Origin of the sequence: Kitasatospora misakiensis, from assembly GCF_042656005.1 — a bacterium.
Taxonomy (GTDB): Bacteria; Actinomycetota; Actinomycetes; order Streptomycetales; family Streptomycetaceae; genus Kitasatospora; species Kitasatospora misakiensis.
On record NZ_JBHSOF010000087.1, the window covers coordinates 1 to 19,424 of the forward strand.

General features: G+C 73.5%; 14 protein-coding genes. 6 read left to right on the top strand and 8 right to left on the bottom strand.

Annotated features, from left to right (window positions below):
* Window positions 1-240: 240 nt before the first annotated feature.
* Window positions 241-507, bottom strand: a complete 267-nt coding sequence (locus tag ACFP3U_RS35380; protein WP_380229872.1) for a hypothetical protein — start codon at window positions 505-507, stop codon at window positions 241-243.
* Between the two features lie 217 nt (window positions 508-724).
* Here ACFP3U_RS35380 and ACFP3U_RS35385 point away from each other — a divergent pair, with 217 nt between their 5' ends.
* From ACFP3U_RS35385 to ACFP3U_RS35395, 3 genes are all read left to right on the top strand, one after another.
* Entirely contained in the window at window positions 725-3,703 is a 2,979-nt protein-coding gene (locus ACFP3U_RS35385; protein WP_380229873.1) for an AfsR/SARP family transcriptional regulator, read from the top strand.
* 614 nt (window positions 3,704-4,317) lie between these two features.
* A complete protein-coding gene (locus ACFP3U_RS35390; protein ID WP_380229874.1) occupies window positions 4,318-5,079 on the top strand; it encodes a class I SAM-dependent methyltransferase in 762 nt (253 codons plus the stop codon).
* A gap of 121 nt (window positions 5,080-5,200) precedes the next feature.
* Window positions 5,201-7,090, top strand: a complete 1,890-nt coding sequence (locus ACFP3U_RS35395; protein ID WP_380229875.1) for a SpoIIE family protein phosphatase — start codon at window positions 5,201-5,203, stop codon at window positions 7,088-7,090.
* Between the two features lie 39 nt (window positions 7,091-7,129).
* Here ACFP3U_RS35395 and ACFP3U_RS35400 read toward each other — a convergent pair whose 3' ends face one another.
* Window positions 7,130-9,343: an MMPL family transporter gene (locus ACFP3U_RS35400; RefSeq protein ID WP_380229876.1), complete on the bottom strand. Its 2,214-nt coding sequence runs from the start codon at window positions 9,341-9,343 to the stop codon at window positions 7,130-7,132.
* Window positions 9,344-9,539: 196 nt separating this feature from the next.
* Between ACFP3U_RS35400 and ACFP3U_RS35405 the strand changes: the two genes are divergently transcribed.
* Complete coding sequence (locus ACFP3U_RS35405) at window positions 9,540-10,163, top strand: TetR/AcrR family transcriptional regulator (RefSeq protein ID WP_380229877.1); 624 nt, start codon at window positions 9,540-9,542, stop codon at window positions 10,161-10,163.
* A 32-nt stretch (window positions 10,164-10,195) separates the two neighbouring features.
* On the opposite strand, the gene ACFP3U_RS35410 is transcribed toward ACFP3U_RS35405, so the two are convergent.
* Window positions 10,196-11,149 (bottom strand): LysR substrate-binding domain-containing protein, encoded by a 954-nt coding sequence (locus ACFP3U_RS35410; protein ID WP_380229878.1) that lies wholly within the window; start codon window positions 11,147-11,149, stop codon window positions 10,196-10,198.
* Window positions 11,150-11,341: 192 nt separating this feature from the next.
* On the opposite strand from ACFP3U_RS35410, the gene ACFP3U_RS35415 reads away from it, so the two are divergent.
* Complete coding sequence (locus ACFP3U_RS35415) at window positions 11,342-11,893, top strand: peroxiredoxin (protein ID WP_380229879.1); 552 nt, start codon at window positions 11,342-11,344, stop codon at window positions 11,891-11,893.
* A 3-nt stretch (window positions 11,894-11,896) separates the two neighbouring features.
* The gene (locus ACFP3U_RS35420) at window positions 11,897-12,439 is read left to right on the top strand and encodes an alkyl hydroperoxide reductase (RefSeq protein WP_380229880.1); all 543 of its coding nucleotides are present in this window, start codon (window positions 11,897-11,899) and stop codon (window positions 12,437-12,439) included.
* Between the two features lie 79 nt (window positions 12,440-12,518).
* Here ACFP3U_RS35420 and ACFP3U_RS35425 read toward each other — a convergent pair whose 3' ends face one another.
* From ACFP3U_RS35425 to ACFP3U_RS35445, 5 genes are all read right to left on the bottom strand, one after another.
* Window positions 12,519-14,000 carry an AI-2E family transporter gene (locus ACFP3U_RS35425; RefSeq protein ID WP_380229881.1) on the bottom strand — a complete coding sequence of 494 codons (1,482 nt, stop codon included), beginning with the start codon at window positions 13,998-14,000 and terminating at the stop codon, window positions 12,519-12,521.
* 472 nt (window positions 14,001-14,472) lie between these two features.
* Window positions 14,473-15,234 carry an aggregation-promoting factor C-terminal-like domain-containing protein gene (locus ACFP3U_RS35430; RefSeq protein WP_380229882.1) on the bottom strand — a complete coding sequence of 254 codons (762 nt, stop codon included), beginning with the start codon at window positions 15,232-15,234 and terminating at the stop codon, window positions 14,473-14,475.
* A gap of 455 nt (window positions 15,235-15,689) precedes the next feature.
* Entirely contained in the window at window positions 15,690-17,024 is a 1,335-nt protein-coding gene (locus ACFP3U_RS35435; RefSeq protein WP_380229883.1) for a PhoH family protein, read from the bottom strand.
* 238 nt (window positions 17,025-17,262) lie between these two features.
* Window positions 17,263-18,057 carry an isoprenyl transferase gene (locus ACFP3U_RS35440; protein WP_199926228.1) on the bottom strand — a complete coding sequence of 265 codons (795 nt, stop codon included), beginning with the start codon at window positions 18,055-18,057 and terminating at the stop codon, window positions 17,263-17,265.
* A 402-nt stretch (window positions 18,058-18,459) separates the two neighbouring features.
* On the bottom strand, window positions 18,460-19,179 hold the full coding sequence (locus tag ACFP3U_RS35445; RefSeq protein WP_380229884.1) for a prepilin peptidase: 720 nt from the start codon (window positions 19,177-19,179) through the stop codon (window positions 18,460-18,462).
* Window positions 19,180-19,424 lie beyond the last annotated feature (245 nt).

The following is a 19,424-nucleotide window of genomic DNA, read 5'->3' on the forward strand; positions in this document are numbered from 1 at the left end:
CCTCACACCCCATCGAACAGTCATACGACCGGGACGCGCGAGCGCCCCGCACCCCGCCGACGGCGGGGTGCGGGGCGCTCGGGTGCCGAGTGGGCTACGGGTGGCCGGCGATGACTCCGGCAGAGGCGCCGGTGGCCGTCACGAGGTAGCCGGTGGTCACCACGATCGCCGAGACGGCGACGATCGCGAGGCGACGGAGGTTCTTCACGCGCGTTCCCCCCTGAGCTGCTGACGCGGCGCTTACGGGTGGCTCGCGATGACACCCTGCGGCTGGCGCTCCTTCCCCGACTCACCGGGGGTCGAGGCGGCGGACTCGTCCACGTACTGGGCCTCGTCGCCGAAGCTGTCGTCCTCCAGGTCCGCCTTGCGGTCCGCGGTGGGCTCGGCGTACTCGGCCGGGTTCGCGGTCGCGACGACCGCACCCTCGACGGCCTGGCCCGCCTCCGCCGTGGCGGCCTGCTCGGCCGGGAGGGTCGGCACAGGGGTCTCGCTCTGGTTGTTGGCCACGGACGGACCGCCTTTCGGTCATCAAGTGTCTTCCGCCCCACCGGCTTGGCGCGGGCGCCGGGTCAGTATCGTAGGGTTGATTAAATGTCCGATAAACATCGTGCGGCTGACCGTGCCGTCCGGCAGAGTCGGCCCCCCGCCTAAGCTGAAGCCACCACAACGGCGGAACCGCCGAGCGCCCTACCGGGAAATCGACACCAGGCCATCGGGGGACTACATGGAGTTTCGGGAGACGCCGCCTGCTCCGGCGCTGCGCTTCCAGGTACTCGGTCCGGTCCAGGCCTGGCTCGACGGCAGGCAGCTCGCCCTCGGCTCCCCGCAGCAGCAGGCCGTCCTGACGATGCTCCTGCTCCACGCCGGCCGCCCGGTCACCACCCAGGACCTCGTCGACGGCCTCTGGGGCGACCGCCCGCCCGCCCAGGCCGTCGCGGCCCTGCGCACCTACGTCTCCCGGCTGCGGACGGTCATCGAGCCCCGCCGCGAGGTGCGCCGGCCCGCCGAGTTCCTCGTGTCGGTCGCCGACGGCTACGCCCTGCACATCCCCGGCGAGTCCCTCGACATGACGGTGTTCGAGCACCTCGCCGTCGAGGCGGCGACCGCCCGGAGCGCCGGTGACCTCGACAACGCCCACCACCTGCTGGTCCGCTCGCTGGCGCTGTTCGCCGGACGGCCGCTCACCGGCATCCCCGGGCCGTACGCGGACTCCCAGCGACTGCGGCTGGCCGAGCGCCAGGTCTCCGTCGCCGAGGAACGGTGCGCGGTCGCGCTCGACATCGGCCTGCACGCCGAGGTGGTCGGCGAGCTGAACACGCTCACCGCCGAACACCCGCTGCGCGAGCGGCTGCGCGAGCTGCTGATGCTCGCGCTGTACCGCTGCGGCCGGCAGGCGGAGGCGCTCGGCGTCTACACCGACACCCGGAAGCTGCTGATCGACGAACTCGGCGTCGAACCGGGCGCCGGGCTCTCCACCATGCACGCGCGGATCCTCGCCGCGGACCCGGCGCTGACCCTCCCGGTCGCCCCCGCAGCACCGGCCGCCGGCCGGGAGGAGGGGCCCGCCACCCCGCCAGCCCCGGCCCAACTCCCCGCCGACGTCTCCGACTTCAGCGGCCGGTCCGAGATGGTGGCCGACCTCTCCACCGTCCTGATGAACGCCACCGGCCAGGCCGTGGTGGTCACCTCCCTGGCCGGCATCGGCGGCGTCGGCAAGACCACGCTCGCCGTGCACGTCGCCCACCGGGTGCGCGCGGAGTTCCCGGACGGACAGCTCTACGTGGACCTGCGCGGCGCGGGCGCCTCACCGGCCGACCCCGCCGTGGTGCTCGGCGACTTCCTGCACTCGCTGGGCGTCACCGAGAACCCGGACTCGCTGGACCAGCGCGCCGCCCTCTACCGCTCACTGCTCGCCAGTCGGCGCATGCTGATCCTGCTCGACAACGCCCAGGACGCCGAGCAGATCCGCCCGCTCATCCCCGGGGTCTCCAGCTGCGCGGTGCTCGCCACCAGCCGCTCCCGGCTGGCCGGCATCCCCGGCGCCCACCTGGTGGACGTCGAGGAGCTGACCCCGGAGGAGGCCCTGGCGCTCTTCTCCGCGATCGTCGGCGAGCAGCGCGTCGCCGCCGAACGGGACGCGGCCATGGCCGTGGTGACCGCCTGCGGCTTCCTGCCGCTCGCCGTCCGCATCGCCGCCGCCCGGCTCGCCAGCCGGCCCCGGTGGAGCGTCTCGGACCTCGCCCGTCGGTTAGCCGATCAGCGGCGCCGCCTGGACGAGCTCCAGCTCGGCAACCTCGCCGTCGAGACCACCATCGGACTCGGCTACGGCCAGCTGTCCCCCGCCGAGGCCCGCGCCTTTCGGCTCCTCGCGCTGATCGACTCCCCGGACTTCCCGCTGGCGGCGGCCGCCGCGCTGCTCGGCACCGACGAACACACGGCCGAGGACCTCGCCGAGGCGCTCGTCGAGGCCAACATGCTGGAGTGCTTCACTCCGGGCCGCTACCGGTACCACGACCTGCTCCGGCTCTACGCCCAGCGGCAGAACGAACGGGCGGGCGACGTCGAGGAGCAGCAGGCGGCCGTGCTGCGCCTGCTCGACCTCCTGCTCGCGACGGTCTACAACGCGGCCCAGGCCATCGAGCCCGACGACCAGCTGCCCGCGCCGCTGAACGCGCCGGGCTCCGTCGGCATCCCCCTCGTCACCAGCGGGTACGCCCAGGAGTGGCTGCGGGCCGAGATCGGACTGCTGCTCAGCTCGGTCGAGGCGGCCGTCGAGGGGCCGAGCGGGCTGCTGCGCCCCGCCGTCGACCTGCTCATCATCCTGGACAGCCTGGTGGAGGACCCGACCCACGGGCCGCGGGTCCGGCGCATGCTGGAGACGGCCGAACGGCACGCGGAGGAGCACGGGGACGCGGCGGCGCTGGCCCGGGTCCATTTCGCCTTCGGCACCCTGCAGTCCGTCACCGGCGACTTCCAGAGCGCCGAACTGTCCCTGCGCAAGAGCCTGGACCTCCTGCACGCCGAAGACCTGACCGTCATGCGGTCGATGGCCGCGAACACCCTCGGCATCATGCTCAGCCTCGGCAACCGCCCCGCCGAGGCCGCGCCGTTCTTCGAGCAGGCCCTCACCATCAGCCGCGTCGTCGGCGCCCCGATCAGTGAGGCGCGGCTGCTCGCGAACCTGGCACGGGCCCAACTCGGGCTGGGGCAGGTCGAGCAGGCCGTCCGGTCCGTCACCGAGGCGGTCGCCACCGCGCGCGCCTCGAAGAACGGGCCGTGCCTGGCCGACACCCTGTACCAGCTCGGTGTGGTGCTCTCCTCGGGCGAGGATCCCACCAGCGCCGTCGAGCACCTCCGCGAGTCGCACCGGCTCTACCGGTCGCAGCAGAACCGCCTGCGGGAGGGCTACACCCTCGCCCGGCTCTCCTCCTCGCTGCTCGCCGCCGGCCAGCAGGCCGAGGCGGCGGAGGCGGCCGAGGAGTCACTGGCGATCGGGCTGGAGATGGACTCCGCCTACTGCCAGGGCCTGGCCAACGCCGCGCTGGGCGAGGCCCTGCTCGGTCTCGCCCAGCCCGCACGTGGTCTGGCGTGTCTGCGCGAGGCCCACGCCGTCTTCACGCGGCTCGGTGTGCCTGAGGCCTCCCCCGTGGCGGACCTCATCTCCCAGCAGCACACCGAGCCCCTCTCACCCCCCGCGCCGTAGGCCTCCGCTCCCCCGTGTCCCCCCTGGAGGCCGTCCCCCGTGAGCGTTCGGTGCTCCCGCAGCCCCCCGGCTGCGGGAGCACCTTCCACGCTTCCCCGGCGCTGGACTCCACTCTGCACCGCACCGATTGACGTTCGATAAACGTCGGATTGTCAGCCCGCGGATCGACGGAAGCGCAGGTCAGCGGGGTCGCAGCGGCCCCCCGTCCGGCGTACGCGCCGTGGACGCACCACCCCGGCCCGCGCCCCGCGCTTCCGGGCACGGGGTCGATGTCGGCCAACCGTCACGAGTTGGCCGAAAACGGACCCCATGGTCGGGTGATCACGCATATTCTCGGATGCCAGTACACACACAAGTGCACTTCTCCGGTGGAGCATCCGGGAAAAGGCAGCGCGGCGGCGCTCCCGCAGTGCAGAGTGTCCCTGTGCAAAGACTCTGTGCAAAGTGTCAGAGTGCAGTCAGCTTGGCAATGCAGTCAGTGTGACGCGGGGAGCGTGACGTACCGCCACCGGCAGCGGGCCGGCGGGGCAGCGCGGGCGCCGGGAGGAGACGGCGGCCCTGCCTCGCGCCTCGTCCAGCCGACCGGAGGCCCGGCCGAAAGGTGCCTCTCAATCGTGACGACCGGACAGATATCGGATCCGTTCCCCATCGACGAGGACGCGGGCGGCGGTCCCGACGTCCTTCGCCGCCGGGCCGAACGCGCCCTCCAGGCGGTCGCCTTCGACACGATCGGCACCGGCTACGCGGAGGCGTTCCCCTCGAAGGACGGGCAGCTGGCCTGCGGGCGCCGGCTGCTGGCCCGGCTGGAGCCGGGCGCCGCGGTGCTGGACGTCGGGTGCGGCAGCGGCGAGCCGACCGTCCGCCAGCTGGTCGCGGCCGGGATGCGGGTCACCGCCGTCGACCTGTCGGACGTCATGCTGACCCTGGCCCGGGAGGCCCGCCACCCCGGCCCGCACCCGCCGGCCCTGCACCGCATCGACATGTACGACCTCGCGACCGAACGCGCCGACTCGGCCTGGAACCTGCCGGAGCTCGGACCCGCCGGGCGGGGCACCTTCGACGCCGTCACCGCGTTCTTCTCCCTGATCCTCCTCCCCCAGGACGAGATCCCCACCGTGCTGGGCCGGTTGCGCGCCCTGCTGCGGCCCGACGGGCTGCTGGCGCTGGGTATGGTCGAGGCGGACCTGGATCACGTTCCACTTCCGTTTCTCGGGCGGGAGCTGCGGATCAGCGGGTATCTGCGGGAGGATCTCGAACGGGTCCTGCTGGCCGCCGGGTTCGTGATCGAGGAGCAGGAGGGGCGTCCGTACGCGCCGGCCAGCACCACGCTGCCGCCGGAGGAGCAGCTCTTCCTCCGCTGCCGGCGGGTCGGCTGACGGCCGGTCTGCGGAACGCACACCCCGGCCCGCAGCACGCACAGCCCGGCCCGCAGACCGCACCGACAGACCGCAGAGCACCACCAGGCCACAGACCGTACCGATCCCAGGACAGGCACCCGTGCGCGACCAGCTCAAATCCGAGGCCGGACAGCCGCCTGCCCTGCCCATCCCGCGCCGGCCGCCGTCGCCCCCGCCGCCACCGCAGACCCCGTCCGACCGGCCCCGGCAGTCCCCGCAGCCCCAGCAGCCCCAGCTCCCGGACCGGGTCGCCGAGCGTCTCGCCTACCTCGACTCCGCGACCCGGCGGATCAACAGCGCGCTCGACCTGGCCGCCACCCTGCGCAACGTCGGCCGGGTCCTGGTCCCCGCCCTCGCCGACGCCGCCGTCGTCCACCTGCGCGACCCGCTGCCCAACGTCGAACGCGAGCCCGGCTTCCCCGAGCAGCTGCGGATCCACCACAGCCAGGGCACCCGACTGGGCCGGCGCGGCCGACCGGCCGGCGACGACCACCGCGACCGCTACGGCGCGCGCTACGGCAGCCGGTACGGCGCCCGCTCCACCGCCGATCCCGGCCCGGCCACCCCGGTCACCCGCGGCGGCGCGCTCGCGCACACCCTGCTCAGCCGCCGCCCGGCCGAACCGGTCGTGCTCGGCGCCGCCCAGGACAGCGGCAGCGCCCGCACCACCGAGCTGCTGCGCGAGCTGTACGGCGCCCGCGGCCTCTCCCGGCTCAGCCCGGGCACCTCGGTGCTCGCCCTGCCGCTGCGCGGACGCAAGACGGTCCTCGGTCTGCTGGTGCTGATCCGGCGCCCGCCCGAGAAGAGCGGCCGGCCGGGCTTCGACGCCACCGACACCGCGACCGCCACCCACCTCGCCACCCAGGCCGGGCTGGCCGTGGACACCGCGCTGCGGTACGCCCGCGAGTGGGAGATAGCCAACGAGCTGCAGCGCAGCATGCTGCCGCTGCGCCTGCCCCAGCCGCACGGCGTCCGGCTCGCCCAGCGCTACCTGCCCGGCGAGCGCGGCGCCCAGGTCGGCGGCGACTGGTACGACGCGGTGCCGCTGCCCGGCAACCGGGTGGCGCTGATCGTCGGCGACGTGATGGGCCACTCGCTCACCTCGGCCGCCATCATGGGGCAGCTGCGCACCAGCGCGCAGACCCTGGCCGCCCTCGACCTGCCCCCGCACGAGGTGCTCTACCACCTCGACGAGCAGGCCCAGCGGCTCGGCCGCGAGCAGCACCTGGCGACCTGCGTGTACGCCGTCTACGACCCGATCGCCAACCGGGTGGTGCTCGCCAACGCCGGGCACGTGCCGCCGGTGCTCGTCCAGCCGGACGGCTCCGCCGAGCTGCTCGACCTGGAGTCGGGGGCGCCGATCGGCGTCGGCGGGGTGGACTTCTCCTCCGTCGAGCTGCCCGCGCCGCCCGGCTCGGCCCTGCTGCTGTTCACCGACGGCCTGGTGGAGACCCGCAACCGGCCGCTCAGCGACGGGCTCGAACTGCTCCGCGCCCGGCTGGCCGGCGGCCTCCGGCACGCCCCCGAGCACCTCTGCCAGGAGGCGCTGCGGATCCTGCCGCCCGGCGACCGGGGCGACGACATCGCCCTGCTGGCCGCCTGCTTCGACGGCATCCCGGCCGGCGACGTCGCGCACTGGTACCTCCAGCCGCGCAACGAGACGCCGGGGCGGGCCCGCCGGCTGGCCGCGCACACCCTGCGCCGCTGGGGGCTGGAGGAGCTGACCGAGGCGACCGAACTGATGGTCAGCGAGCTGGTCACCAACGCCGTCCAGCACGCCACCCGCCCGGTGACGCTGAGCCTGGTCCGCACCACCCGGCTGCGCTGCGAGGTCGGGGACGACAGCCCGCTGCTGCCCCGGCCGCGCCGGACCGGCCCGGAGGACGAGCGCGGGCGCGGGCTGCAGATAGTGGCCCGGTGCGCCGAACGCTGGGGCGCGACCCGGCTGGGCACCGGCAAGGTGGTCTGGTTCGAACAGCGGCTGCCGTAGCGCCGGAGGGGCCGCCCGGGCGGGCGGCCCCTCACCGGGTCAGACCCGCTCGGGCAGCTTCGCCCCCGGGTCCGCGGCCGCCCCGGCCGGCGGCTCCAGCCGGGCCATGAGCTGCTCGCCCTCCATGTCCACCCGCGGCACCACCCGGTCCAGGCTCTTCGGGAACCACCAGGCCGCCCGGCCGAGGAGCGTCATCGCGGCCGGCACCAGGGCCATCCGCACCAGGAAGGCGTCCACCAGCACGCCCACCGCGAGCGCGAAGCCGATCGGCTGGACGATCGGGTCGTGGCCGAAGACGAACGAGCCGAACACCGCGACCATGATCAGCGCGGCCGCCGTGACCACCCGGGCCCCGTTCCGCACCCCGGCCACCACCGCCTCGCGCGGCGTCGCGCCGTGTACGTGGTGCTCCTTCATCCCGGAGACCAGGAACAGCTCGTAGTCCATCGCGAGCCCGAAGAGCACGCCGATCAGCAGGATCGGCACGAAGCTGACCACCGGGCCGACCTTCGGCACGTCGATCAGACCGTCCAGCCAGCCCCACTGGTAGACCGCGACGACGGCGCCCAGCGAGGCCGTGATGGAGAGCAGGAAGCCGGCCACCGCCTTGAGCGGCACCAGGATCGAACGGAAGGCGAGCGCCAGCAGCACCAGCGCGATGCCCGCGATCACGGCGACGAACGGGGGCAGCGCGTCGCTCAGCTTGGCGGAGACGTCGATGTTGGCGGCGGTGGTGCCGGTGACGTCGATCCGCGCGCCGGTCCCGGCCGTGAGGGCGTCCCGCCGGTCGCGGATGTCGGTGACCAGCTGCCGGGTGTCGGCGTGGTCCGGGCCGGTCTTCGGGATGACGGGGACGAGCGCGGTGCGGCTCGGCCCGTCGAGCTGCGGCGGGAGCAGCGTCCGCACGCCCGGCAGCCCGGCGAGCCGTTCGGCCACGCCCTGGACCGCCTGCTCCGGCCGCTCCGCGCCCTTGGCGTCGACCACCACGACCAGCGGCGCGTTGAAGCCGGGACCGAAGCCGCGGTCGACGAGGTCGTACGCGGTGCGGGCGTCGGTGCCCGCGGCCTGCGAGCCGCCGCCGGGCAGACCGAGGGTGAGGCTCGCGGCGGGCACGGCGAGCGCGACCAGGGCGGTGAGGCCCGCCAGCAGCACGGCGAGCGGACGGCGCACCACGAAGCCCGCCCAGCGCTCGCCGAGCGTCACGCGCCCGGCGGTCCGCGACGCGCGCCGCCGGACGGGCAGCCGGACGGGCAGCCGGTCGATGGCGCGGCCGGCGAAGCCGAGCACGGCGGGCAGCAGGGTGACCGCCACCAGCACCGCGATCACGACGGCCGCGGAGGAGGCCAGGCCCATCACGGTCAGGAACGGCACCCCGGCGACGGCCAGGCCGGCCAGGGCGGCGACGACGGTGAGGCCGGCGAACACCACCGCGCTGCCGGCGGTCGCGTTGGCGCGGGCGGCGGCCTCCTCGGGCTCCAGGCCCTCGGCGAGGTGGCGGCGGTACCGGGAGACGATGAACAGGGCGTAGTCGATGCCGACCGCCAGACCGACCATCAGCGCCAGCACGGGCGCGGTGGAGATGACCTCGAACGAGCCGGCCACGGTGAACACCCCGGCCATCGCGACGCCCACCCCGACCAGCGCGGTGACCAGCGGCAGCCCGGCCGCGACCAGCGATCCGAGGGTGACCACCAGGACCAGCCCGGCCACGATCAGGCCGACCACCTCGCCGCCCTCGACCTGGGCCATCCGGTTGTACGCGTCACCGCCGAAGGCGACCGTGATCCCGGCCGCCCGGGCCGGGTCGGCCGCGGCCCTGACCGCCTCACGCTGCCCGTCGGTGATGTCGCCGAGCTTGCTGTCGAAGGAGACCAGGCCGAGCGCGACCTTGCCGTCCGGGGAGAGCGCGCCGGTGGCGTACGGGTCGGGGATGCCCGCGACGCCGGGGACGGCCGCGATCCGGGCGACCGCCTCACCGACGGCCCGGGCGTTCTCGGGGGCCGCGATGCCGCCGGCCGCGTCGGTGCGGAAGACCACCTGGGCGGAGCCGTGGCCCTGCGCGGGGAAGGTGTCCTTGATCCGGTCCAGCGTGGCCTGCGCCTCGGTGCCCGGGACCTTGAACTCCTCGGTGGTCTTGCCGCCGAAGGCCGCCGCGGCACCGCCGATCGCGATCAGCAGGGCGAGCCAGACGGCGAGGACGGTGCGCCTGCGGCGGAAGCAGAGGCGGCCCAGGCGGTACAGGTACGTGGCCATGCGTGCACCTTCGATCGGGTCGTTCGGGCAGGCGTCAGGTCGTTCGGGCAGGCAGAGCGTTCGGGCCGGCAGGGTGCGGTGCCCGATCGTCCCCCTCACCGTACGCGCAACTTTGTCGCCTGACAAAGTCGAGTGACGCGAACGAGTGACGAGATCATCCGATGTGGTTGTTCGAACATGGCGATACCCTGACCCAATGGCTCATGTCCCGGCCGCCGAGCGGCGCCCCCAACTGATCCAGGCCGCGATCGACCTGATGGCCCGCGAGGGGATCGCCGCCGGCAGCACCCGCGCGATCGCGGCCGAACTGGGCGTGGCGCAGGCGACGGTGCACTACACCTTCGGCACCAAGCGGGACCTCTACCGGGCCGTCGTCGAGCAGTTGACCGCCGAGTTCATCGGCCAGGTACGGGCGGCCGCGCCGGACGAGGGGCCGTTCGGCGAGCAGGTCCGGACGATGGTCCAGGCCCTCTGGGACAGCGCCGTCGGCGAGCGCGGGAAGTGCGCGCTGATCACCGAGTTCTCCGCGATGGCGCTGCGCGACCCGGACCTCCAGGAGACCATGCGGGCGCTCCAGCACGAGATCGAGGACACCGCCGCCGAGCTCCTCACCGGCCTCGCCACCGCGCACGGGCAGGCCCTGGCGCTGCCCGCGCGCGAGATCTCGGTGTACTTCCTGGCCGGCTTCAACGGGCTGACGGACCGCTACCTGGTGCTCAAGGCCGCCGGCGAGGACCCCGAGGAGGAGTCCCGCCGGGCCCTGGCCCTGTTGGTCGCCACCACCGTCGGCCTCTGCCTGGGCACACCCGCGCAGGCCTAGGGTCGATCGTCAAACCCCCGCCTGCGGGGCCGTCAGGGCTGGACGATCCGGACCGGCAGCTCGGCCAGCACCTCGCGCAGCGAGGCCGCGAAGCGGTCGTACTCGGCGCTGCGGGCCGAGCCCGGCCGGGTGGCGAGCCCGATCCGGCGGCCCGGCGCGGGCGCGGCGAAGCGGACGGCGGCCAGCCGGTCGGCGCGGCCCGCCTCGACGTCCAGCGCGGTGGCGGGCAGCAGGGTCACCCCGAGGCCGCCGGCCACCAGCTGCACCAGGGTGGACAGGCCGGCCGCCCGGGTGGTGGAGCCGCCGGGTTCGGCGCCGACCTCACGGCAGATGTCGAGCGCCTGGTCACGCAGGCAGTGGCCCTCCTCCAGCAGCAGCACGTCCAGGTCGAGCAGCACGTCGCGCGCCACGTCGGCCCGGCCGGCCAGCTCGTGGTCGGGCGGGGTGACCAGGACGAAGTCCTCGTCGAACAGCGGGACGTCCCGGGTCGGCGAGGACCCGCCGGCCGGCAGCGCCAGCAGCAGCACGTCCAGCCGTCCGGCGGCCAGGCCCTCCAGCAGCGAGGGCGTCCGCTCCTCGTGGACGTGCAGCTCCAGCTCCGGGTAGCGGTGGCGGACCAGCCGCAGCACCGTCGGCAGCAGGTACGGCGCGACGGTCGGGATGACGCCCAGGTGCAGCGGCCCGGTGAACGGGCGGCGGGCGGCCTCCACCTCCTCGGTGAGCGCCTGCAGGGAGGCGAGCACCCGGCGCGCGTGTTCCAGCACACGCTCACCCAGAGGAGTGATCATCACCCTCCGTGTCGTACGCTCGACGAGCTGGGCGCCCAGCGACTCCTCCAGCGCCGCGACCGCCCCGGAGAGGGCCGGCTGGCTCGTCCCGGTGGCCGCCGCGGCCTCCCGGAAGTGCCGGTGCTCGGCCACCGCGACGAAGGCCCTGAGCTGGGCGACCGTGGGCGACCGCGGGCCGCGCGAGGTGGCGTTCGCCACAGCCGCGTCGGGTTTGCGGGCGGGGGCCCTGCGACGGGCGGGGCGGGAGGGGGGCGTGGGGCCGTTGATAACCATCTCCGATCAGACACATCGAGTGTAGCTATTTCCCTGATCAGTCCACGATGTGGAATGGTGGAGACCGTTCCGCAAAACGGACAAACTCCCCTCAGTCTCACTTCAGGAGAAGCGAACGTGCTCACGATCGGTGACAAGTTCCCCGAGTTCGAACTCAACGCCTGCGTCGACCTGGACGCCGCGAACGCCTTCGCCGAGATCAACCACAAGTCCTACGAGGGCAAGTGGAAGATCGTCTTCTTCTGGCCGATGGACTTCACCTTCGTCTGCCCGACCGAGATCGCCGCGTTCGGCAAGCTGAACGACGAGTTCGCCGACCGCGACGCCCAGATCCTCGGCGTCTCCGGCGACTCGGAGTTCGTGCACCACGCCTGGCGCAAGGACCACAAGGACCTCCGCGACCTGCCGTTCCCGATGCTGGCCGACGTCAAGCACGACCTGATGCGCGCCTGCGGCGTCGAGGCCGCGGACGGCACCGCCCAGCGCGCCGTCTTCATCGTCGACCCGAACAACGAGATCCAGTTCGTCATGGTGACCGCCGGCTCCGTCGGCCGTAACCCCAAGGAGGTCCTGCGGGTGCTGGACGCCCTGCAGACCGACGAGCTGTGCCCGTGCAACTGGAACAAGGGCGAGGACACCCTCGACGCCCAGGCCCTGCTGGCGGGCTGACCCATGGCCCTCGACGACCTGAAGTCCGCCCTCCCGGACTACGCCAAGGACCTCAAGCTCAACCTGGGCTCGGTCATCGGCAACTCCGACCTCCCCGCCCAGCAGCTCTGGGGCACCGTGCTCTCCTGCGCGATGGCCACCCGCAGCCCCGCCGTGCTGCGTGCGCTGGAGCCCGAGGCCAAGGCCCACCTCTCCCCGGAGGCGTACAACGCCGCCAAGGGCGCGGCCGCGATCATGGGGATGAACAACGTCTACTACCGGACGCTGCACCTGCTCTCCGACAAGGAGTACAGCAGCATGCGGGCCGGTCTGCGGATGAACATCATCGGCACCCCGGGCGTCGAGAAGATCGACTTCGAGCTCTGGTGCTTCGCGGTCTCCGCGATCAACGGCTGCGGCCAGTGCCTCGACTCGCACGAGGCCGTGCTCCGCAAGGCGAACGTGGACCGCGAGGTCATCCAGGCCTCGATGAAGATCGCCGCCGTCCTCCAGGCCGTCGCCGCCGTCCTCGACTCCGAGGCCGCCCTGGCGGACGCCACCGTCTGACCCCGCGCCATCCAGAACGGGCCCCGGCCCCGGACTTCGGTCCGGAGGTGGGGCCCGTTCTTCTGGGTTCGGCGGGCGGTCAGGCCGCGGGGGGTGCGGGGCTCTGGGGACGGGTGGCGGCCTCGCGGGCGGCCTCGATCGCGATGAACACGGCCTGGCCGGCCTCGTTGCGGCGGCGGAGGTGGGTGACCACGGTGTTGGTGACCGCGATGAGCGGGACGGCGACGATCGCGCCGCCGATGCCGCCGATGATGGAGCCGGCGGCCACGCCGAGCACCACGCCGAGCGGGTGGACCCGGACGGCGCGGCCGAGGATCAGCGGCTGGAGCACATGGCCCTCGATCTGCTGGACGGCGATCAGGACGACCAGCACCATCAGCGCCGTCCACGGTGTCGTGGTGACGAGCGCGATCAGGACCGCGACCGTACCGGTGACCAGGGCGCCGACCAGCGGGACGAAGGCGCCGAGGAAGATGATCACGGCGAGCGGCAGCGCCATCGGCACGCCGAGCAGCTGGATGCCGACGCCGATGCAGACCGCGTCGATGAAGGCCACGCAGACGGTCCCGCGGACATAGGCGGTGAGGGTGGCCCAGGCCTTCGGTCCGGCGCCCGCCATCGCGTACCGGGAGTGCCGGGGCAGGCCGCGCAGCGCCCAGTTCCAGATCCGCTCCCCGTCGTAGAGGAGGAAGAAGGTGGTGAAGAAGGCGAGCAGGACGGCGGTCAGCACCTCGACGGCGATCTGCGCGCCGGTGATGCTGGCCGAGGTGATCTGCTCGCTGTTGGTGCTGATCGCCTTGGTGATCTGGTTGGCGAAGTCGGTGATCTGCTGCTCGGTCAGGTGCAGCGGCCCGGTGATCAGCCAGTCCCGCAGCTGATCGACACCGGCCTTGACCTTGCTGGTGACGGTCTCCAGGTTGGTGGTCACCTGCCACACCACGAACCAGCCGACCAGTCCGATGCCGGCCAGTCCGCTCATGAACACGCCGCCGGCGGCCAGCGAGCGCGGGACCCCGTGCCGGCGCAGCCAGGAGACGGTGGGCTCCAGCAGGGCCGAGATCAGCAGCGAGGCGAGCACCGCGAAGGCGACCAGCCGCAGCATGTCGACGATGTAGAAGACGACGTAGAGCGCGGCGCCGAGCAGCAGCAGCCGCCAGGTGGACTCGGCGGCCACCCGCAGGCCCCACGGCACCGCCTCGGCGGGGGTGGCGGGCCGGCCGAAGTGACCGTGCGTGGAGACGGGGGCGGCGACCGGGGCGGACGCCGCAGCGGGGGCGGCCGGCGCGGGCACCGGAACGGGCGCGGGGGCCGCCGGAGCGGGGACGGCCGGGGCGGCGGAGGCGGTCGCGCCGCGCGGCCCGGGCAGCGGATGGGCGTGCGGTTGGGTGTGCGGTTGGGCGTGCGGAGCCGCGAGCGGGTCCCCCGCGTCCACCGGCTGCGGTGGTTCGTGGAAGTCGGCCGCCATCGCGGCCCGTCGGCGCCGTTCGATGACGGCGGCCGCGCTCGCCACCACGGCCATGCCCTTGGCCACGGCCTTGAAGGCCTTTCCGCCCCGCGCCATGCTCGCTACCACTTCTCCCCGCCGGAGCCGCCCGGTCCGGCGGCACGCCGTGGGTCGCGCCACGGCCGTCAGGGATAGACGCTACCCGGCCGGGGCGCGGTGAGTCCGCCCGGTGAGCGGGATCCGCCCGGGTTCTTCCGCCCGGACGCCGATCGGAGGCCGGTCGGACGGGGGCCGATTACGGGGCAAACCAGCATGTCCCCGGTGGTTTCAGGCACAGGACAGTGGGGAGGAGTCGATCGGGAACGGAGCCATCTGTCGGCGGACCGGCCGGTGCGGGGAGCTACCAGGACCCCTCCCCGTCCCCGCGTCCGCACCCAGGACCGCACCGCCCGCAGGCGCACTGGTCAGCGCGGCCCGGGCGGCGCGGCCCGCTCGTGAGCGAGCGGCGGCCCGAACGCCCGCGCGCCACCCCCGGAACGGAAAACGCCGCGGCCCCCCGACGATGATCGGGGGGCCGCGGCGGGTGTTCCTAGTACCAGTGGTGCGACTGCCAGAACGACCAGGCGCCACAAGGGCTGCCGTAGCGGCTGTTCATGTAGTTGAGGCCCCACTTGATCTGGGTGGCCGGGTTGGTGCGCCAGTCGGCGCCCGCCGAGGCCATCTTGGAGCCGGGCAGCGCCTGGACCAGGCCGTACGCGCCGGAGCTCTTGTTGGTGGCGGTGTAGTTCCAGCCGCTCTCGCGCTTCACAATCTGGCTGAAGCACTGGAACTGGGCGTCGCTGCCGATGATCTGCTGGGCCAGCTCCTGCACCGAACCGGGGCTGACCGAGACCGCCGGGGCGGACGCGGCGCCGTCGGTGGCGGCCATCGCCGAACGCGCCTTGGAGCGGTTGGCGGCGGCCTCGTCGGCCTTCCGCTTCTCGTCGGCGGCCTTCGCGGCCTTCTCCGCGTCGGCCTTGGCGGCCGCGTCGGCGGCGGCGGCGTCGGCCTTGGCCTGCGCCTCGGCGGCGGCCTGCTGACGCGCGGCCTCCTCGGCGGCCTTCTGCTCGGCGGCGGCCTTGGTGGCGGCGTCGGCTGCGGCCTGCTGGGCGGATGCCTGCGTGCCGATGTTGTCGCTGATGGTCTGCGCCTGGGCGCCGGAGGGGACTTCGGCAAGCAGCGTCGCGCCGGCGACGTCGACCGTCTGCGTCGTCTTGCCCTCGCTGCCCGAGGCCATACCCACCACGGCACCGACAGCGGTGACGGCGGTGGCGGAGGCGACGGCGACTCCCCGGACCGAGATCCGAGTCACATGGATTCCTTCCAGCATCGCCCACGCGTGACCGTACGGGCGCAACATGCCCCTTGGCGCTGCCCTCCGTACGGTGCTGGTCACGGGAGGTACTGACCCGGCGTCCGGCCGAGATGAGTCGACCGGGCGTTGTGATCGGGCGGCGTACGGCTCAAGTCTTCAATTGTGCGTCCACTGACCGGAGTTGGTGGACCGTCCGGGCCGGACCCCCGGTCTCCCGGAAGCCCTGCCATGCCGTACGCGGGGCCTGACAGAACCCTCACCATGCCGCACGGGGCACTGTCGACGCAATTCCCTGTTGCGTGGCGGATGTCACATTCACCGTACCGGCGTTCGTCGGACAGAAAGCACTCGATGTGATGAAAGGGACGGGGCCCGCTCCGTCAGGAACGGGCCCCGGCTTGGGAATTGACTGTTTTATGAGCCAATGTCCATGAATGTCCGGAAAGTCCGGATCAGGGCTGGACGTCCTCCAGCATCTCCGTCACCAGCGCCGCGATCGGCGAGCGCTCCGAGCGGGTCAGCGTGATGTGCGCGAACAGCGGATGCCCTTTCAGCTTCTCCACCACCGCCACCACGCCGTCGTACCGGCCGACCCGGAGGTTGTCCCGCTGCGCGACGTCGTGGGTGAGGACCACCCGCGAGCCCTGGCCGATCCGGGACAGCACCGTCAGCAGGACGTTGCGCTCCAGCGACTGCGCCTCGTCCACGATCACGAAGGCGTCGTGCAGGGAACGCCCCCGGATGTGGGTGAGCGGCAGGACCTCCAGCATGCCCCGGGAGATGACCTCCTCGATCACGTCCGGGGTGGTGACGGCGGAGAGGGTGTCGAAGACCGCCTGGGCCCAGGGACTCATCTTCTCCGACTCGGAGCCCGGCAGATAGCCGAGCTCCTGCCCGCCGACCGCGTACAGCGGCCGGAAGACCATCACCTTGCGGTGCTGCTGCCGCTCCAGGACCGCCTCCAGGCCGGCGCACAGCGCCAGCGCGGACTTGCCGGTGCCGGCCCGGCCGCCCAGCGAGACGATGCCGACCTCCGGGTCGAGCAGCAGGTCCAGCGCCACCCGCTGCTCGGCGCTGCGCCCGCGCAGGCCGAAGGCCTCGCGCTCGCCGCGCACCAGCCGGACCCGGCCGTCGCCGGTGACCCGGCCGAGCGCCTTGCCGCGCTCGGAGGTGAGCACGAGCCCGGTGTGCACCGGCAGCTCGGCGACACCCTCGACGTCCACCCCGGCGTCGTGGCCGGCCGCGAACAGCGCGTCCACGTCGTCGGCGGGGACGTGCAGTTCGGTCATGCCGGTCCAGCCGGAGGTGATCGCCAGCTCGGCCCGGTACTCCTCGGCGAGCAGGCCCACCGAGGACGCCTTGATCCGCAGCGGGAGGTCCTTGGAGACGACGGTGACGTCGTACCCCTCGGCCTGCAGGTTGCGCGCCACCGCCAGGATCCGGCTGTCCGCCTCGCCGCCGGCGGCCCGGTAGCCGACCGGCAGTATCGAGGTGTCCGAGTGGTTGAGCTCGACCCGGATGGTGCCGCCGAGCTCGCCGACCGGGATCGGCTCGTCGAGGCGGCCGAACCGGATCCGGTAGTCGTCGAGCAGTCGCAGCGCCTGGCGGGCGAAATAGCCCAGCTCCGGGTGGTGCCGCTTGGCCTCCAGCTCGGTGACCACGACCACGGGGAGGACGACCTCGTGCTCCTCGAAGCGGGTCATGGCGAGCGGGTCCGCCAGGAGCACGCTGGTGTCGAGAACGTACGTGCGCCGGTCTGGTGTCCGGCGGCTCTTGGAACTGACCACTAGGCCTCCAGGGCGGATGACCCTGCGTCATCCGCGGCAAGCCGGCCCCCGCTGCCCCGGTGGCCTCGGGGCCGGTCTGATCCGAGTATTCCCAGGCGGGGGGCGGTGCATTCGCGCCCCGGGAGAACTGACGGATCATTGCCGGTGAACGTTTGGCCTCGCCCGGCCGCAGGGTAGGCCAGCCCTTACGGCGGTCAATCCCGGCGTCCCGGGACAACGGGCCGACAACGGGCCCCGGTCAGAGGCCCATCCGCCGGTTGCGCTGCTCGAAGGCGCGCAGCGCCCGCAGGAAGTCGACCTTGCGGAAGGCCGGCCAGTACGCCTCGCAGAAGTAGAACTCGCTGTGCGCGCTCTGCCAGAGCAGGAAGCCGGAGAGCCGCTGCTCGCCCGAGGTGCGGATGACCAGGTCCGGGTCGGGCTGCCCCTTGGTGTAGAGGTGCTCGGCGATGTGCTCGACGTCCAGCACCTCGGCCAGTTCCTCGATCGAGGTGCCCCGGCCGGCATGCTCCTGGAGCAGCGAGCGGACGGCGTCGGCGATCTCGTGCCGGCCGCCGTAGCCGACCGCCACGTTGACCGTGATGCCCTCGATGCCCGCGGTCTCGTCGGCGGCGCGCTTCAGGACGTCGGCGGTGTGCTGCGGCAGCAGGTCCAGCGCGCCGACCGGGTTGACCCGCCAGCGGCGGGCGGCGGCCAGGTTGGTGACGGCGTCCTCGATGATGCCGAGCAGCGGGACCAGTTCGCCGGCCGGGCGGGAGAGGTTGTCGGTGGAGAGCATCCACAGGGTGACGACCTTGACGTGGGTCTCGTCGCACCAGCCGAGGAACTCGCTGATCTTGTCGGCGCCGCGCTGGTGGCCGTACACGGTGGAGCCGCCGGTCGCCTTGGCCCAGCGACGGTTGCCGTCCAGGATCACGCCGATGTGGTGCGGGGTGCGGGCGAGGTGCACCTCGACCCGGCGACCGTAGAGGCCGTACATCCCGTCCAGCAGGACGCGCAGACCCGGCGTGCGTTCGACGACATCGCGCAGACCCATGGTTTTCGGCCCCTCCGTGCTCACTTCACCGGGTGCTTGAGAACCCCCGGCGCAGCCTACTCCCGCGCCGTGTCGGCAGGGAAAGCCGCAGGTCGCGGGAGGGTCACGGTCCTGTGCGAAGTCTGTCGCCACGGGCACCGCGCCGATGGCCGGAACGTATCCGGGCCGCAGCCGGACCGCACCCGCGCGGCGCCCCCGGGGGCGGCCGGGGGAACGCCGGGCGGCCGGATACGGAACGGTCTCTGCTTCCTTAAGGCATCCGTAAGCCGACGGCTCCCTGCTTGACGACCCCCAATGGTCTAGTTGTTCTGTCCCGTGAGCTTGGGGCCGGCGCGCCGGCGCCGGGCCCGCCGTACCCGACCGGTACGGCGGGCCCGTCCCGCGTCCCCACCGCCGTCGTGCTCAGGCCGAGTACCCGAGCACCGCCACCAGGGTGCCGAGCAACATGAACGGCCCCAGCGGCACCTCCCGGCCGCGCACCGGGCGCCGCCGCACCAGGGCGGCCACCAGGACGCCGACCGACCAGAGCCCGGCCAGCAGCACGAAGGCGGCCAGGCCGGCGAGTGCGGCGAGCCAGCCGTACCGGCCGAGCAGCGCCCCGAGGCCGAGCGCCAGCACGGTGTCCCCCGGGCCCATCAGCCGCAGCTGGACCGGGACTTCGAACAGCGCCCCGGCGGCGAGCGCCACCAGCAGGCAGCGCAGCAGCGTGCCCGGGCTGCCGTCGGCCAGCTCCAGCACCGTCAGCAGCGCCGCGAGGCCCGCCGCCAGCGTCCAGCTGAGCGGGTAGGGCAGCCGGTGCACCCGGGCGTCGGTGAAGCCGAGCACCACGCCGGGGCCGGCCAGCCAGAGCAGCAGCAGGGCGTCCGCCGGGTGCGCCGCGGCGAGCGCGGCGGCGGCCGCGGCGGCGGTGACCGCCTCCACCCGCCAGGGGCCGGGGCCGAGCCTGGTCCGGCAGGCCGGGCAGCCGCCGGTGGGCGGCAGGCCGCGCAGTCCGACCCCGCAGGACGGACAGGCCAGGCACCACGGCTCGTCCTCGGGCACGGCGTACCGCACCACCAGGCCGCGCAGGGCCGGCGCCACCAGCACCCCGGCCAGGACCGCCCCCAGCAGGCTCGCGATCACGGTTTGCCCCCTCCTCGCCCGGTGGCGGTACGATCCGGCGGGTTCCGCTCCGGAACCGACCGGACACCGTCCGCGTCCGTCACTGACGGCACCTCCGTTCAACGGTGCCGCACCGACCACATCATCCTCGGGGGAGAGACACCTTGACGAAGCTTCGGAACACTCTGCAGGCCGCCGTTCCGGTGGCCGCGCTGGCCCTGGCCCTGACCGCCTGCGGGCCGGAGAACAGCGACCCGGCGGCCGCC